General features: G+C 61.8%; 13 protein-coding genes and 2 pseudogenes. 9 read left to right on the plus strand and 6 right to left on the minus strand.

The features are described from left to right. The first annotated feature begins 14 nt into the window (after positions 1 to 14). The 6 genes from CO731_RS18555 to CO731_RS18580 all read left to right on the plus strand — a co-directional run bounded on the left by CO731_RS18555 (position 15) and on the right by CO731_RS18580 (position 4,921). On the plus strand, positions 15 to 740 hold the full coding sequence (locus tag CO731_RS18555; protein ID WP_108608283.1) for a GntR family transcriptional regulator: 726 nt from the start codon (positions 15 to 17) through the stop codon (positions 738 to 740). 96 nt (positions 741 to 836) lie between these two features. Beyond that, entirely contained in the window at positions 837 to 1,061 is a 225-nt protein-coding gene (locus tag CO731_RS18560) for an alkylphosphonate utilization protein (protein WP_108608284.1), read from the plus strand. Between the two features lie 58 nt (positions 1,062 to 1,119). Further along, positions 1,120 to 1,851, plus strand: a complete 732-nt coding sequence (locus CO731_RS18565) for an SH3 domain-containing protein (RefSeq protein WP_108608285.1) — start codon at positions 1,120 to 1,122, stop codon at positions 1,849 to 1,851. A gap of 158 nt (positions 1,852 to 2,009) precedes the next feature. Further along, positions 2,010 to 2,837: a type I methionyl aminopeptidase gene (gene map, locus CO731_RS18570; RefSeq protein WP_108608286.1), complete on the plus strand. Its 828-nt coding sequence runs from the start codon at positions 2,010 to 2,012 to the stop codon at positions 2,835 to 2,837. A 44-nt stretch (positions 2,838 to 2,881) separates the two neighbouring features. Further along, positions 2,882 to 3,532, plus strand: coding sequence for a DNA repair protein RadC (radC, locus tag CO731_RS18575; RefSeq protein ID WP_108608287.1), 651 nt, complete (start codon positions 2,882 to 2,884; stop codon positions 3,530 to 3,532). 147 nt (positions 3,533 to 3,679) lie between these two features. After that, positions 3,680 to 4,921 (plus strand): site-specific integrase, encoded by a 1,242-nt coding sequence (locus CO731_RS18580; RefSeq protein ID WP_108608288.1) that lies wholly within the window; start codon positions 3,680 to 3,682, stop codon positions 4,919 to 4,921. A 270-nt stretch (positions 4,922 to 5,191) separates the two neighbouring features. Here the strand turns inward: CO731_RS18580 and CO731_RS18585 are convergent. Continuing rightward, a pseudogene (locus CO731_RS18585) lies at positions 5,192 to 5,657 on the minus strand (nucleotidyl transferase AbiEii/AbiGii toxin family protein); the annotation flags it as partial. A gap of 233 nt (positions 5,658 to 5,890) precedes the next feature. Between CO731_RS18585 and CO731_RS18590 the strand changes: the two are divergent. The 3 genes and pseudogenes from CO731_RS18590 to CO731_RS18600 form a co-directional block, all read left to right on the plus strand. Continuing rightward, positions 5,891 to 6,160: a hypothetical protein gene (locus tag CO731_RS18590; RefSeq protein ID WP_245439397.1), complete on the plus strand. Its 270-nt coding sequence runs from the start codon at positions 5,891 to 5,893 to the stop codon at positions 6,158 to 6,160. A gap of 186 nt (positions 6,161 to 6,346) precedes the next feature. Further along, entirely contained in the window at positions 6,347 to 6,529 is a 183-nt protein-coding gene (locus CO731_RS29610) for a hypothetical protein (protein ID WP_343207431.1), read from the plus strand. Between the two features lie 184 nt (positions 6,530 to 6,713). Further along, positions 6,714 to 6,968, plus strand: a pseudogene (locus tag CO731_RS18600) (3-methyl-2-oxobutanoate hydroxymethyltransferase); the annotation flags it as partial. A gap of 36 nt (positions 6,969 to 7,004) precedes the next feature. On the opposite strand, the gene CO731_RS18605 reads toward CO731_RS18600, so the two are convergent. From CO731_RS18605 to CO731_RS18625, 5 genes are all read right to left on the minus strand, one after another. Then, complete coding sequence (locus CO731_RS18605) at positions 7,005 to 8,642, minus strand: GNAT family N-acetyltransferase (protein WP_245439399.1); 1,638 nt, start codon at positions 8,640 to 8,642, stop codon at positions 7,005 to 7,007. Positions 8,643 to 8,662: 20 nt separating this feature from the next. Continuing rightward, on the minus strand, positions 8,663 to 10,006 hold the full coding sequence (locus tag CO731_RS18610) for an HlyD family type I secretion periplasmic adaptor subunit (protein ID WP_108608290.1): 1,344 nt from the start codon (positions 10,004 to 10,006) through the stop codon (positions 8,663 to 8,665). 12 nt (positions 10,007 to 10,018) lie between these two features. Next, positions 10,019 to 12,505, minus strand: coding sequence for a type I secretion system permease/ATPase (locus CO731_RS18615; protein ID WP_108608291.1), 2,487 nt, complete (start codon positions 12,503 to 12,505; stop codon positions 10,019 to 10,021). A gap of 21 nt (positions 12,506 to 12,526) precedes the next feature. Then, positions 12,527 to 14,572 (minus strand): type I secretion protein, encoded by a 2,046-nt coding sequence (locus tag CO731_RS18620; protein ID WP_108679454.1) that lies wholly within the window; start codon positions 14,570 to 14,572, stop codon positions 12,527 to 12,529. Between the two features lie 141 nt (positions 14,573 to 14,713). Next, complete coding sequence (locus CO731_RS18625; RefSeq protein ID WP_159091660.1) at positions 14,714 to 16,510, minus strand: hypothetical protein; 1,797 nt, start codon at positions 16,508 to 16,510, stop codon at positions 14,714 to 14,716. Positions 16,511 to 16,737 lie beyond the last annotated feature (227 nt).

The following is a 16,737-nucleotide window of genomic DNA, read 5'->3' on the forward strand; positions in this document are numbered from 1 at the left end:
AGATTGGGCAACCCATGACACTGGTCGATCAGGCTCTCGCCGAGTCGAAGACTGGCGAAGGCAGCCGTGCCGAAAAGGTGACGACGGCGACCTTCGTCTACCAGCACCTGCGCCGGGACATCCTCAAGGGCGAGTTGAAGCCCGGCCAGAAGCTGCAGATCGACCAGGTCGCGGCACGCTATTCGGCCGGCACCAATCCGGTGCGCGAGGCGCTCAACCGGCTGTCGTCCGAGCGCCTCGTCGATCGCCACGAGCAGCGCGGCTTCTCGGTGCCGCAGCTGTCGCTCGAAAGCCTACGCGAACTGGTCAAGACGCACTGCTGGCTAGAAGCGAAGGCGCTGGAGGAGTCCATCGCCAACCGGACGCAGGCGTGGGAGGACAATGTCATCCTCACCTATCACCGCCTGTCACGCACCAAGGTCCGGCTGCCGGAGGACGGCGGCGACAACTCCGAATGGGAAATCAAGCATCGCGCCTTCCACAACGCGCTGATTGCCGCCTGCGGCTCATCGCTGCTGATCAACTACTGCAACGAGATGATGGATCACGCCGAGCGGTACAGGTACATTTCCATGATCATCGCGACGACGCCGCGACGCGATTCCAACGAAGAACATCGCCTGATCATGGAGGCGACGATCGACGGCAATGTCGAACTGGCGAAAGAGCATCTGGTCAGCCAGTACCAGACGACGCTGCGGCTTCTGGAAGAACAGCTCGAAATAGTCGGGGCGGCGTAGCGACCGCAATGGCGAGATCGCTGTCCAGGCACTTTACGAGCCTCGCCTGAGCCCCTACTCCGACTGCAACATTGCCCGGCAGCGGAAGGAAGAATCATGTCCGACGACGTCATCGTGAAAGACAGCAACGGCGCCCAGCTCAACGATGGCGACTCCGTTACCCTGATCAAGGACCTGAAGGTCAAGGGAACCTCGGAGACCATCAAGCGCGGCACGCTGGTCAAGAACATCCGCCTGACCGGGAATTCCGGCGAGGTCGAATGCAACACCAAGCAGGTCAAGGGACTGGTGCTGAAAACCGAGTTCCTCAAGAAGGCCTGACCGCCCGCGCAACAGGCGCGTCAACGCGGTTTTAAGCTCTCGGGTCCAGACTCGGCGCATGGGTGGATTCGCGCTTCCAAAACTGAGATGGCTGGTGCTTGGCGCGCTTGCGGCGGGCGGCTGGGCCATGACCCAGGACATGCCCAGCAAGGCGCGGATCGACGACCGCCCCGCGAGGGCGGCAAGCCGGCCCAAGAACGACGCCACTCCCCGCAGGGAAACGGCCACAGTACGACCCAAGGTGAGTGTTCGCTCTGCTTCCGAAACCAATGTCGTGCGGCCGAAAGCCGATGTCGCAAGGCGGGAAGCCAAGGCCGCGCCCAAGCCAAGCCAGCAGAAGCTGGCTGCGGCACAGCGCCCGAAGGTCGAACCATCTGCTGGCAAGGCCGCTGCCCTGAAGAAGCCGGCGCAATCCGAATCCACCCTGCGGCCGCCTGCCGACCTCAAGACCGGCTCGATCTCGCGGGCCCCGACGCCCATGCCACGCCCCAGGCCCTCGCCCGAGGCAACGGCCACGAAAGCTGTGGCGGCCAAACCGAAGGCCGAGGCCGCACCCCAGCTCAACGTGCTCTACACCAGTACGACGGTCTATCTGCGCCAGCGCCCGCATGTCTCGGCGCCCGTCACCTCCAGCCTGAAGCAGGGCGAAAGCGTCCGCGTCTTTGCCCGCGACGGCAAATGGACGCTTGTCTCATCCTCCGGCCGCAAGGGCTGGGTCCACGGCGAAAACCTGCGGCCGGCCGATCCAGGCGCGCCACGGCCCAAGCAACAACTCGCGCAACCGGGATAGACGGTCCTACCCGGCTGACAAGGCAATTTTCGGCGCCCAAATGGCGCATATCGCTGCGGTTTGGGCTTTGCGGGTTGAAACCGAACGCATCCGGTGCCAAATCTGCGGAAATGGCTCGCACGCGCTGCGGGCAGCCCAGACATACCCGGCAGAGGTCAATGGTCAGCTATCTCGACGCCGCCACGGCGCCCCTCAGGAATACAGGCCAGATCCGCCTCTACGGCGCGGACGCCTTCGAAGGCATGCGCAAGGCCTGCGCGCTCACCGCCCGATGCCTGGACGAACTGGTCGACCGCGTGGCGCCCGGCGTCACCACCGAAGCCATCGACCGTTTCGTCTTCGAATTCGGCATGGACCATGGCGCAATGCCCGCCACGCTCAACTACCGCGGCTACACCAAGTCGAGTTGCACCTCGATCAACCACGTCGTCTGCCACGGCATTCCCGACAACAAGCCGCTCAAGGATGGCGACATCGTCAATATCGACGTGACCTACATCCTCGACGGCTGGCACGGTGATTCAAGCCGCATGTACCCGGTGGGCACCGTCAAGCGCGCCGCCGAGCGCCTGCTCGAAGTCACGCATGAATGCCTGATGCGCGGCATTGCCGCCGTACGCCCCGGCGCGCGCACCGGTGCCATCGGCGCCGCCATCCAGACCTATGCCGAGGCCGAGCGCTGCTCTGTGGTGCGCGACTTCTGCGGCCATGGCGTGGGCGCCCTTTTCCATGATGCGCCGAACATCCTGCACTACGGCAACGTCAACGAAGGCGTCGAGATGCGGGAAGGCATGATCTTCACCATCGAGCCGATGATCAATCTCGGCCGGCCGCATGTGAAGGTGCTGTCCGACGGCTGGACGGCAGTCACCCGCGACCGCTCCTTGTCGGCGCAATACGAGCACACCATCGGCGTGACGGCCAACGGCTGCGAGATCTTCACGCTGTCGCCCAAGGGGCTCGACCGGCCGGGCCTGCCCGCATAATATCGCATCGCCGGAGACACTCCGGCGGGGGCGACATCGGCGGCATGGCGAGCGACGAGCACGACGAGCGCGGTTTCTTCGGCGAGCGGCCTCTGCCGACGATCAAGCGCGCGGCCGCTCAGGAAAAGCCCCACTATCTCGGCCATCGCGACAGGCTGCGCGAGCGGTTTTCAGCCACGGGCGGCGAGGCGCTTGCAGACTACGAACTGCTCGAGCTGCTTCTGTTCAGGCTGATCCCGCGCTCGGATACCAAGCCGGTGGCCAAGGCCTTGCTCACCCGTTTCGGTACCCTTGCCGAAGTTCTCGGCGCCCCCGCCAATCTCTTGCAGGAAGTCAAAGGCATCGGGCCGTCGGTCGCGCTCGACCTCAAGGTGGTGGCGGCCGCGGCCAAGCGCCTGGCACGCGGCGAGATCAGCGGCCGCGAAGTGCTGTCATCATGGAACCAGGTGCTCGACTATTGCCGGGCGGCGATGGCCTTCGAGGCGCGCGAGCACTTCCGCATCCTGTTCCTCGACAAGAAGAACGTCCTGATCGCCGACGAGGTGCAGCAGACCGGCACCGTCGACCACACACCCGTCTATCCGCGTGAAGTGATCAAGCGCGCGCTGGAGCTTTCGGCAACCGCGCTCATTCTCGTCCACAACCATCCCACTCACCCTCCTTCGATCACGATGGATCACGCTACTACATATTGAATTACCTATATTTTCTGACTTGTCGTACTGCCGGATATCATGGCATATTGGGGTCGGCTTTGAGGAGATCGAAAGCCCTTTTGACCCCAGTCGCCGGCCCCTCCTACCCGTCCAGCGACCCCACTTGGAAGCCAATGGGAGAGCCCAGTGCCAAGCCTTACAGATGGAGAAATACGCCGCGCCCTGAAAATGGTTGAACAGACCGGAAAGCAACTAAGCCTCGTTGATGGTGAGGGACACGGCACCGGCCGCCTCGTTCTTGTTATGAAGCCGATGCCGACCCGCATCACTGCAGATTGGATGGCTCAGCAGTGGCGCGGCCAGAAACGGATCAAGAAGAAACTCGGCTCTTATCCCGCGATGACCCTCAGCAACGCGCGCGAGATATTCAACCGCGATTTCGCCGACATGATCCAAAAGGGCCGCAGCATCAAGATAGCCGGGGATACTCGTCCCGGCACCGTGGCCGACCTCTTCGAAGCGTATGTCGCCTATCTAAAGGAATCAGGGAAGTCGTCCTGGAAGGAGGCGGAAAAGGGTCTCAATAAGATTGCCGACACACTCGGGCGCAATCGCCCGGCTCGCGACATCGAGTCAGATGAGATCACCGGCCTCATCCGCCCCATCTACGAACGCGGCAAGCGATCAATGGCGGATCACGTGCGAAGCTACATTCGCTCTGCCTACAGTTGGGGCATGAAGTCCGAACACGACTATCGTACGGCTTCGTCGCGTCGGTTCCGCCTCGTTTACAATCCAGCCGCCGGGATTCCAACCGAGCCAAAGAAAGTCGGCACCCGCTGGCTCGACGAGGAAGAATTCCTGAGACTCTACCGCTGGCTTGAATGCCCCGATGCGCCGGTGCACCCTCCCTACACGCGTGCCGTCAGAATCCTCATGCTGACCGGTCAGCGTGTCGAGGAAATCGCTCGACTGCATGTCGATCAATGGGACGCCAAGGAGCGCATTATCGATTGGTCAAAAACCAAAAATGGGAAACCTCACGCCATTCCCGTTCCTGAAGTAGCGGCGGAGTTGATCGAGTCGATCAGACCCAACGCGCACGGGTGGTTTTTCCCGTCGGCGACCGATCCGACCAAGCCCGTCAGTCACGGCACCCTCTACTCATTCATGTGGCGTCAACGCGAGCGCGAGGTTATTCCCGTCGTCACCAACAGGGACTTGCGCCGAACCTGGAAGACACTTGCCGGAAAGGCTGGCCTCTCTAAGGAGATCCGCGACCGACTGCAGAACCACACGCTTCAGGATGTCAGTTCCAAGAGCTACGATCGTTGGAACTACATGCCGGAGAAGCGGGCCGCGATGAAGAAGTGGAACGCTTTTGTCAATGCCTTACTGAGCAAGAAGTGCGCGAAGATAGCGGCGTAGCCGCGTGTTGCGGCCGCCCTATTCCGGCTGAATAATTTGTCAGTGCAAAAATGCCAAACACATAAGGGGTTTCGCCGAAATCCGCGATTTGGAATTTGTTTAAGTAGCATATAACTCACTGAAATCGCTAGCAAATACTTTCTGACGACGCCCAAACTCCGACGATCGAGCCGTCAAAAAGTTACGCTATTGATTTTAAATAGAAAATCACCACAAAAATATTTCTGACATTTCAGCAACTATCGGGACCAGTCGGACGATTTATGTCTCTCACGCCCGCGAGGCGCCTTGAAAAGTACCGTCACCCAACGCGTATCCCAAGCTCGCTGCCGAGGAAGCCTGAGGCATGAGGAATGCGCTTAAATCTCGAATGACAGTCCCAAATCACCTGGATCGTGGGCGACATCCCCAACAAAAGCTACCCACTGTCGCTGCTTCTGCGCATCCTCGGCAAAGGCCGGTGTCAGCGAATCCGGTAGGTCTTGAGGTATCGCCGTCGCACGCCGTGCGAAGGTGGCTGCAATCGCTAGCGGCAACCTGTCGTCGTCGAAGGTGAAGGACCGGCTGAGAATCCAGATGTCGTAGAAATCCTTCATCCGGCTATTGCCCCAACGCCACCATCGCCTGGAATTTCTCGGCAATGACGGTCTCTCGCGCATAGCCCCGCAGCCGGGGCCTGGGAAAGTCCAACATGGAGGGATAGGTCCAGTTCCTCGGCGCCAGGCTCCAGCGCATCACATGCCCTCTCTGCGGGGATCAACTCCGAGATGCTGGCGGAAGCGAACTCCCCTCCCCTTTCCGTCAATATCACAGGGCAGCTCGTCGGGGCGAAAGATTGCTCGACAACGAAGCCGAACGCTGCATCAGAACCTGGGCATCGCCATCCGATATTGCCCGGCTTCTGCTAATGCGACGCGTTCCGAGATACCCCTCTCGCGATCTCGAACTTTGGCGCTTTAGGGTGCTTGTGTGATCATTACGGATCTCGATGATATCCTTGCTGCAGAGCAGGAGAGCCTGCCTACGCCGGCACGTCCGATCGTATCACTCCACCTGCGCCCAGCCCTGCTGGCCGGGGTCGGCATAGTCGAGCACGAAGGTCCGGAGATTTTCCGAGTGTTGCGCGGTCACATGATGTGCGGCAACAGAGAGCGCTTCAGTAGCCTTGCCGAGAAAATCTCTGCACAAGCAAACCGGAACCGAACGTTTCTCCCAGATGCAGATAATTTGAGAATCTGATGCCCACGATTCTCACAATCAATGCGACGCTCGAACCAAACTAACACATTCTTACAATTAGATGCCAAGCGACATGTGTTCTTGCGCAAATTTTCAGACGGCCGATAGACGCGTGTTTCCGCCGGAAAAGATGAAAGCGGCCAAAGCAGCGCGCCTCACGCGTTACAACACCTCGACCGTCACCATTTGGGCGGCCTTCTTACCGTCGAAAGCGCCATTCCAAGTGGGCATGGGTACGGATCCTCGACTGCCGATGTTGTTGCCTCGTTATGCGCTGTCGCTGATGCCTTCGAGATGCAGCTTCGGCCCTCGGTCGTCTGCCGCCTTGCGGTCGCTGCCGAGCGAGCCAGTGACGGCCATAGCTTTTGAGGACCAAGCCGTTTTGTTTGCGCAGCGCGAAGGCAGTTATTGCTATTCATTTGAGACGAGTAGAAGGATTATGCTAGAGCATGCTGTCCTACGTTGCGAATAATTTAAGCCATGAGGCCACTTCGGTCTTGCATCATGGATACAGGTCCCGCCGGGCGAACCTCACTGGTGTTGGTCTCGATGGGGCGCCGGCTGCGATGCGCAATATCTGTTTGCCGAGGATGTGCTCGGGCTCAATCGCGGCCACTACCCACGCCATACCAAGGTCTATCGCAACCTTGCCGCCGAACATGACCGCATCCAGCAGGAGCGGATTGCGGCATTTACGGAATTCGCCGCCGACATTGCCGGTGGCGCTTATCCTGATGCCAGCCGCAAGGTCGGCATCGACTCCGCCGAGATGCGCAGGTTCGAGGATTTTCTGAGCGGGCAGACCTAGGCCTGTCCGCTCCGGAAGGCGGTTCGCATGCCGGCGCTAAAGCGCGGTACTCAGAACTCGCGTCACCGCCTTCCTATCCGGATTGAGCATGATGTAGCTCGGCCGGTTTTCAAACTTCAGCCGCTTGAGCATTGCCCTGGTCTTGACCAGCAGCGTGTCGTCGCGCGACGCGGCCTCAAGCTTGTGCTGCAATCCTTCCAGCGTTTCGATGGCCTCCTCGCTGCGTTCGAGTGCCGCGTGGCTCTTGGCCAGCGAGAACTCGGCGCCTACGAAATCGGGTGCGAGCGACAGCACCTTGCGGAACGCATCCGCTGCCTCGATGTGCCGAGACAGTGCCTGCAGCTCCATTCCCATTCTGAGCCACGCCTTGGATGACGTCGGTACCGAGGTTGCAAGCGTTTGGAAGTGTACCAACGCTTCGCGGTGGTCGCCCTTGGCCGCCAGCAACTGGCCAATGCCATAGAGCGCGCGGGAATGGTTGGAGTCGGTGGCAAGGATCTGGCGGTAACCGTTCTCCGCTCGCGCCAGTTGGCCCTGCTGGTGAAAGCGCGTGACCTGGGAGAAGATGCCGTGGAGCGAACGGGGATCGAGACGGTCACCGTTATTGCGGCCGCTCTTGGTATGGATCATCGCGCAGTTGATCTTGCTCTCGGTCACGCCGAAGGCGAACTTGTAGGGCTCGTCGCCGCGCAGGAAATCATAGGTCGTGAAGCCGTTTTCGATGGCCAGCTTGATGCAGTGGCCATGCAATATCAGGCCGGCGGGGATGGAGGTCACCGCCTCGTCACGGCCGGCCATGAAGAACAGCAACGCCTTCTTGACCGGGTCGACGAAGATGGCAAGCGCGCCCAGCGGCCGGTCGCCTTGCCACAGGACCGGCAGGAACAATGTGCCGGCCCGGAAACTGTCTCGCAGCACGCGGCGATTGTTGTGCAGGATCGCCGCCAGCCGGTCGCCCTTGCGGGCGCCCCATTTCACCCGCCAGAGCTCAAGCAGCGTGTCGATGTCGCGCTCGTAGGTGTCGGCGTCGGCGCGGGTGATGCGCAGTTCGCCCGCATCGACCTTGCGCAGGAAGCGCCGCAGCTTCTGCCTGGTATTGGTGCTGAGCACATTGTCGAGATAGCCGTCGAAGGTATCCGGCAAGGCAGCAGCAAAGCAGCGGCAATTGTCGACATTGTCCGCCGCGTTGACGCGGCTGAACTCGCGCATCGCAAAGATGTCGCGGGAGAACTGGCCGATGAAGGCGAATATGCGCTCGCGCGACATGCGCAGGTTTTCGAGATTGAGCCGCGCCCAACCCATCTGGGCGACATGGCGGCCAAAGGCCTGCAGCGCCTTTTCGGCATGGACAGGATCGCAGATGGCGCCGGTGTAGTCGGCGGCATTGTTGCCCGCCATGCTGATCTCGTTGAAGAACAGGCCGGTTTTGCCGCTCAGGCGGGTGCGCATGCGCATCGGCATCAGCGCCACGTAGGGTGATCCGGGGCTGCCGAGGCGGGCGGCGAGAACGAACCAGGCGCCCTTGTAGAAGCGCATGTAAGGCACCAGCCAGTTCCACGACGTGAAGAACTGCGCCTCCGGGTCAGCCTTGTACAGGCGCTCCCAGTCCTGCTGCAGTTTCGCCAGCGTATCGAGATCGGTAATGACGTCGACCTGCATTTGTATCCCCCTCATCGTCATGGCTTCCCCCTCGTTCAGCGCTCCATGAATGCGCGCGACATGCTGTCGGCGATCGGCTTGGTCAGATATCTGAAGAAAGTCCGCTCCTCGGTCTGGACCAGCACTTCCGCCGGCATCCCGGGCGTCGGCGTGAAGCCGTGAACCCGCGCGATCTGGTCCGGCGCCAGGCTGACGCGAGCGACATAGACTTCGCGCGCCACTGGTCCCGATGTGTCGGGCAGGGCGTCGGCGGAGACATAGATCACCTGGCCTTCGAGCACCGGTGTGGTGCGGCGATTGAGAGCGGTGAGTTGCACCGTCGCGTTCTGGCCGACACGGACACTGTCGATGTCGGTGCGAGAGATCAGTGCCTCGATAACCAACGGCACGTCTGACGGCAGGATCTCGACGATGGGCTTGCCGCTTTCGATGACGCCGCCGGCGGTGTGGTAATACATGCGTACGATGGTGCCGGCGACAGGCGCGTTGATGGTCACACGGCTGAGGATGCTCTTGGCCTGGCGAAGCTGCTCGCGGATCGTATCGAGGTCGCCTTCAAGGTTCTGCAACTGCTCGAGCGCGGCCTGCTTGTAGGCTTCTTCTGTCTGCTTGATCTGCTGGTCGAGCTTGATGATCTCGGCGCCGATCTCGGAGCCCTGGGCCGCCAGCCGGCCGATCTGCCCTTCAGCGTCGGCCATGGCGCGCTGGATCGCCTTGATTTCGGTCGCCCGAAGCAGGCCCTTGTCGAGCAGAGACTTCTTGCCGGTGTATTCTTCCTTCATCAAAGACAGCTGCCGTTGCACAGCGTCATGTTGTTGCTGATAGCCTTCGGCACGGTAGCGATAGGCGGCGATGTTTTGCTGCAGCAGGCCGATCTCGCTCTGGAGCTTGCCGCGCGCGGCGGTGAAATTCAGCTGTTGACCGTCGACGATCGGCTTGATCTCCGGATCCTGGATGTTGTCGCTGACGTTGCTGGGGAAGGAGATTTCAGGCGCGCCGCTGATCTCGGCATTCAGCCGTGCGGCGATGGCGTCGAGGCGTACCTGGCGCAGGAAGAGCTGGCGCTCGCTGGCTTGCGCAGCCGTTTCGTCAAGGCGGACCAGCGGCTGGTCGTAGCGTACGCGATCACCTTCGCTGACCAGCAGTTCCTTGATGATGCCGCCTTCCAGATGCTGGACGATCTTGTTCTGGCCGGCGGCGGCGAACGAACCTTGTGCGATGATGGCTGCGGCGAGCGGAGCGGTGAGAGCCCAGGTGCCGAAACCGCCGAAGGTGAGCACGATGAGCAACAGGCCGATCTTGGTCTGCTTGCCGATCGAGCGTGGCACATCGGCGTACCATTCGAGATCGTGGACCTTTACGATTGCCGTGTCGCTCATGACATTGTCCCCTCAAGGAATCTGATGGCCGAACGAGCCGCCCTCGATGCTCAACCCGCGTTGGGCAAGCGCCTGGAGTACGTCCTGTCGCTGACCGAACAAGGCCACCGTTCCGTTGACCAGCAGCAGGATCTTGTCGACGCTGTGCAGCAGTGCCGGCCGCTGCGTGATGGTGATGACGGTGATCTTGTTTTCCTTGGCGTGCTGAAGCGCACGGGCAAGCGCTGCGTCGCCGGCAGCGTCGAGATTTGAATTCGGCTCATCCAGCACCACCATGCGCGGATTGCCGAAGAAGGCGCGGGCTAGCGCGATGCGCTGCTTCTGGCCGCCCGACAGCGGTGCGCCATCGGCGGCGACGAAGGTTTCGTAGCCATGCGGCAAGGTGGCGATCATCTCGTGTACGTCCGCCAATTGGGCCGCCTCGTAGATCTGGGCGTCGGTCGCATCCTCGCGCATGCGGCCGATATTTGCCTTGATCGTGGCCGGGAATAGCTGGACGTCCTGGGGCAGGTAGCCGATGTTTTCGCCGAACTGACGCTGATCCCAGTTGCGCAGGTCCATCAGGTCGAGGCGCACATTGCCTGAAGTCGGCAGGATCGAACCGACCAGCATCTTGCCGAGCGTGGTCTTGCCGGCGCCTGAATTGCCGATGATGGCAAGAGAGTCTCCCGGAGCGAGTGCAAATGTGATGCCGTTGAGCACGACGCGCTTGGTGCCTTGCGGCACGAACAGCAGCCGTTCGACATCGAGCCGGCCTTCCGGGCGGGGAAGGTTGAGCCGTTCGAAATTGAGCGGCGACGTCTGCAGCAGGCTGGCGATGCGGCCATAGGCAGAGCGTGACTGCACGACCTGGTTCCAGCCTTCGATGGCGCCCTCGATCGGGCCTAGCGCGCGGCCGGCGATGATCGAGGCGGCGATCACCATGCCGCCACTCAGATGGCCATCGAGCGCGAGATGCGCACCCCAGCCGAGCATGGTGACCTGGGTCAGCAGCCGAACCGCCTTGGACATCGCGGCGAAAGCGATGTTTCGGTCCTGTGCGAGGACTTGCGCCCTGAGCGAGCCGGCGGTGTCCTTGCCCCAGATGCGCACGGCTTCCGGGATCATGGCGAGCGCGTTGATGATCTGCGAATTCCGCGACATCGAGTCGAGATGCAGGTTGGCCTTGCTCTGGAAAGAATTGGCTTCGCTGAAAGAGGCAGCGGTCGAGCGCTGGTTGACGATGGTGATCACGAGCAACAGCAACGCCGACGTGACAACAATGAAGCCGAGGTGCGGATGCACGAGAAACACGGCAAGCACGAATAATGGAGCAAGCGGCGCATCCAGCAGGGACAGCAAGGTGCCCGAGACAAGGAACGAACGCAGTTGTCCCAAGTCGCCGAGCGTCTGGTATTCGCGGCCGTTGCTGTGGAGTGCGGCACGCGCCGCGGCACTCAGGATCGGCGCACCAAGCTGGGCGGCAACCTCGACGGCGGTCCGCATCAGGATGAAGCGACGGATCGCGTCGAACATCGCCTGGAGGATCACGGCGCCGACGATCACGATCGTCAGCATGACCAGCGTGTCGACCGAGCGGCTGGTCAGTACCCGATCGGAGATCTGGAAGAGATAGAGCGGTATTGCGAGCACCAGCACGTTGCTGGCCAGCGTGAACAGCATGACGATCAACAGGTTGCGCTTGACGACACCGAGGCCGGTCTTGAGCGAGGCGGAGAAGTCGATCGGGCCGAGGCGCTTGTGGAAGACGCCACCACCGCCTCCGCCTCCGCCACCACCACCGCCGCTGTCGATGTCGCCGCCGTTCGGGCCTTTGGCCTCGGGCAGTTTTTCCCTTGCCCTGATCGGACCGTTGTCGGCGTCGATCACCTTGCCGACCGGCATCGACGTATCCTTCATTTCAGTTTTGGCCGGCCCATGCGGCTCGCCTACCCGCATGTCGGGGGCGGGCGATGCCGAGGCCGCCGCAGCAGCGACCGGACGCGGCGGCTCATTCTGTGCGGGCCGAGCCTTGGGGGCCGCGCTCTCACGCTGGGGGGCGGCGGCAATGGGTGCCTCCGGAGTTGCACTTGCGGCCGGTTGGGGCCGGGTGCCGGGCGCTTCCACGGCGGGGGCAGACGCTGGGGGGCGTTGAGCCGTAGCGTTCCGCTCCGGAGGTATGATCGAAGGCTCAGTCGGCCTTCCGGATGGCTGTTGCGCATGCGCCGCCGAGGCGGCCGCGGGAGATGCAGGAGCGGGAGCCGGAGCGCTGGTCGATACGCGCTCTACCGAAGCAGCAGGCTTGTCACTGGCAGCGTCGCGCAATTCATCGACGACGTTATCGATGTATCGCTCCAGCCGGTCGAGTGCCTGCTCCTGAGGAGCTACGGCACTCGATAGCCGCGCCTGCGGCAAGGGCTTGGGCTCCGATGTCCGCGGACGTGCCGGCGAACTGTCCTGGTTGTCGCCTTCATCAGGCACGTTATGAAAACCACTCCAGCCTTCACGGTCGTCAGTCATCTTGTGCCCCTCTAATTCGGCTCAGCCCAGCATGTGCTGCATGACGTCGGACGATCCGGAATCTGCGGCTTGCGGTGTGATGTTGTTGCCTTGGGAAGCGTCGCCGGTGTCGTCGCCACTGCCGTCATCGAGGAAAGCGACGGCTTCGTTGACGAGTATGTCGGGGTCCTGCCCACCCAGGTCCGGTTCGCTCGAGACGAGGTTGGCCTGGATCAGGATCTCGTCGGAATAGGCGTCGCCGCCGACGTAAATCTTGGAAGCGCCATCGACGTCGACGATCGTCGCGTCATTGACCAACTGGTTGCCGCCGGTGGTGATCGTCCATTCCGCGTCGGGATTGGCGACCATCTGGTTCATGGCAAGCGCAACCTGGTCGCTGTCGCCCATCACGGTTGTCTGCTTGATGTACTGCAGATTGTAGATATCGCCGGAGATGTAGAGCACGCGCAGTATGCCGATGCCTGCGAACGCGGCGTCCTGAAGGATTGAAGTCGGCAATTCCTTGTTGCCCGCCGCGAGGTCGCCTGCCGCTGTGTCGTAGCCATCGGGCAACGGCTCGGTGGTGCCAGTACCGACATTGATGATGCTCGCCTGGTTCCACAGCAGGTTTCCGCCCGTCGAGGCGGAGCCTTCGCCAGTCGTCTCGAAGCCGTCGACGGCACCGATCATGTCATTGTCGATCAACAGGTTGAGCTGGCTGATGATGCTGGCATCGTAGACGTTGCCGCCGACAATGATGAGGTCGTAGTAGCTGCCCAGCTCGTACAGGCTGAGGCCGTTGAACGCGGTGTTGTCGCCGGTCGAAACGACCGACTGCACGCCGGACGAGGAAGCGATGACGACGTCATTGTCCATGACGAATGCATACTGCTCGATCCAGTTCATCATGATGAGGTCGCCCGAAATCTCGGTGACCACGTAGTAGGCCGGGAAACCGGCAGGTGCAGGTGCGGCCTCGCCGCCGCTGTCGGCGGAGGGGTCGATGTGCTTGAACATGGCGATGTTGAAGCTCTGGTTTTCGCCACCAGGATCGAACGGCCAGCCGCCGACCGCCGAGCCGACGCTGTCGACATCGCATGTGCCGTTGATCTGGACGATCGCGTTGAGCGAGATATGGTCGCCCATGACGGCCATGACCTCTGCCGTGACCCACTCGTTGACCACCACGGCGTTGTTGATGACGGTGTTGCCGCCCGTGGTGATCTCGACGCTCGGGTTCACACTGCCGTCGCCCCAGCCGTCCATGAAATTGCCGGAGTCCGGAGGTGTGTCTATGTCGAGCGGACCGTCCGGCCCTGCTTCTTCTTCATCGTCGTCCTGATCCTTCAGGAAATTGACGTAGTCCTCCATCTTGGGCACGTCGGCCTCGTCGACCAACTGGCCGTTGAGATAGGTGCCTTCGAGGGTTTCGCCCTTTGTGGTGAAAACGTCCGCATTGCCATGACCGTCGGCACTGAAGGCGGTGAGCCGCACTGAGGCAGTCGTCACGAAGGTGGCCATGTCTTCGGTCGTGCCTGGTAGTGTCAGGTCGTCGATCGGCGACAGGTCGGCTGCGGCCTGTTGCAACTCGTCCAGCGAGCTATTGTCCAGCGCTGCCGGCGTAAACTTCAATCCGCTGCCGCCGAAACCGACATAGTCGTCGTCGGACAGCCGGATTTCCTGATTGATGATGACGGCCAAATCGCCGGGTGGGGTGATCTGAGGCAGGACGACGCCGCCCGACCCGACCGTCGTGCCATCGGGAAGGCGGGTGAAATCGTGGAGGAATGGTCCGTCGGGGACCGGTATTTCAGGAGGGGTGAAGGCAACGTTCGACCAGACGGTGATCTGCTCGATCTCGGGCCTCAGCCCCAGATACGGCACATTCGGATCGAAATCCTTGAGGGTATGGGACGCGTCGACTTTGATGGCGACGGTTTGCGGGTCCGGAAGCTGCTCTTCGGCCTTTTGGGTCGCTCTGAACCCATCATAGGCCTGCTTCTGTCGCGCTTCTTCGACGTTCGTCTCGAACAGCCCGACGAAATGGGCTATCGCTTCAGAGACCTTGTCCAAATAAACGGAATTCATCTGCCTAGCCTCCGCCCTTTGCGAACGGAACGGCAGCGCCTAGGCGCTCCCACCGGTCGCATTTGAGGACTGCGCGGAGAACTCCGCGCAGTCCGTTTCGCTTGGCTTTTGGTCGCAAATCATTCGACCAGCTTCAGACGATCAGGCGTTGTCGTCTTCGCCTGTCAGCGTCTCGGTGAAGTTGCCGCCAACAACGGTCATGTCGACCGTATTACCTTGCAGGTTGGCACCCATCACGATCTGCTGGTTGAAGGCGCTGGTGTCGATGATGGCGTCGGCGCTGGCGAAGCTTTCACCAGTGACGTAACCGTCGTCGGCATTGCCCGAGCCCCAGTTGCCGCCTGCGCCACCTGCGCCACCGGCTCCACCAGTAGCTGCGCCGACCGTGCCGCCGCCGCCGCCGCCGCCTGCCCAGGCTGCGCCGCCAGTTGCGTTTCCGCCAGTGCCGTCGGCCCAGGCGCCGCTCAGTGCGTTGCCGCCGTCGCCGTCACCGTAGGCCCAGGCGCCACCGCTGGTGCTTGCACCACCAGTTGCTGCGCCGGCCGTTGCGGATCCGCCAGTGCCTGCACCGCCGCCGCCGCCGCCGCCGCCATTGCCTTCGCCTTCGCCTTCACCTTCGCCGTAACCGACGCCGGCGCCGAGGCCGAAGCCGAGTGCATCGCCAGTATCGCCATTGGCATCGCCGGCGTTCGCCTTGGCGTCGCCGCTGTCGGCGTCAGCGTTGCCGGAATCGGCATCGCCGCCGCGGCCAGTGTCGGAGTCGGCATTGCCGCCGTCGCCCTTGGCATCGCCACCTTCACCGAAGTTCAGGATCGGAAGGATTGGCACGAATGCGTCGATGCCGTCGCCACCGTCGCCCTCGGCGTCGCCGCCTTCGGTATCGTCGATGTCGCCACCATTGCCAGCGTCAGCCTTGCCGGAATCGGCATCGGCGTCGCCGCTGTCGGCCTTGGCATTGCCGCCGTCGCCCTCGGCATCGCCCGAGTCACCTTCGCCCGCGCCGAGGCCAAGTCCGGCACCGAGGCCGAGACCGAGACCGAGACCGAGCCCGGTGCCACCGTCGCCACCCCTGCCGCCGTCGCCCTTGCCGCCGTCAGCGTCGGTATCAGCGCTGCCGCCCTTGCTGTCGCCGCCATCGGCCTTGGTGTCGCCCTTGGCGTCGCCGCCGTCGGCGTCGCTATCGGCGTCGCCGCCTTCGCCCTTGCCGCCGTCAGCTTCGCCGCCCTTGGCGTCGCCGCCGTCGCCGCCATCGGCTTCGCCGGCCTTGGCGTCGCCGCCGCCGCCACCGCCGCCGTCGGCATTGATGCCTTCTTCAGCAGAGGCGCTACCGCCCTTGGCGTCGAATTCCTGCTTGAAGTCGCCGTCGTTCTTGACGGTGGCTTCTTCAAGCTTGTCGTTGTCGACCATGTCGGCGGTTTGATTGATGAGGAAGGCGTTGCTGTTGGCGCCCATCGCGCCGGTCAAGACGTCCTTGAAGCTGATGTCGTCGCCTGGATTGTAATCGACGTCGCCGTCCTTGCTGAAGACAACGTCACCCTTGACGTTGCCATCGATGTCGGCGAAATCATTGTCTTCCTTGTAGTCGCCGAGACGGCCGTCGAGCTCGACATCAACGTCGACGTCGACTTCAACCTTGGTCTCATTCTTGTTTTCGTTGGTGTTCTCGTTCTTGGATTCGTTCTTGTTCTCGTTTTCGTTCTTGGATTCGTTCTCGTTCTTGTTCTCGGACTCGTTGGTGTTCTCGGACTCGTTCTTGTTTTCGTTTTCGTTCTTGGATTCGTTCTCGTTCTTGTTCTCGGACTCGTTGGTGTTCTCGGACTCGTTCTTATTCTCGTTTTCGTTCTTGTTTTCGTTCTCGCTGTCGCCGCCCAGTTCAATTTCGTTGCCGATGAACTGCAGGCCAAACGCGTTGAGATTGTTGCTGTTACGATCAGACATCGTCTTGTCCTTGGTTAGGACCGCGATCGCTGGACCGTTCTCATCTTTCACACGGTCTTGGGGTCACGCGGGCTGTGTCTATTTTCCACTACTGAAGATGGAATTGGCTGGATCGTCAGGCCGAGGGGACTGGTGGCCATTGATCCCGCATCGTTATTGACTGGGCGATACCTCCTTTATTTGGTGCTGCTAGCCGATAGGGAACCGTCACAATGCGTGACCGGCAT

The sequence above is a fragment of the Aminobacter sp. MSH1 genome, from assembly GCF_003071665.1.
GTDB classification, from domain to species: domain Bacteria; phylum Pseudomonadota; class Alphaproteobacteria; order Rhizobiales; family Rhizobiaceae; genus Aminobacter; species Aminobacter niigataensis.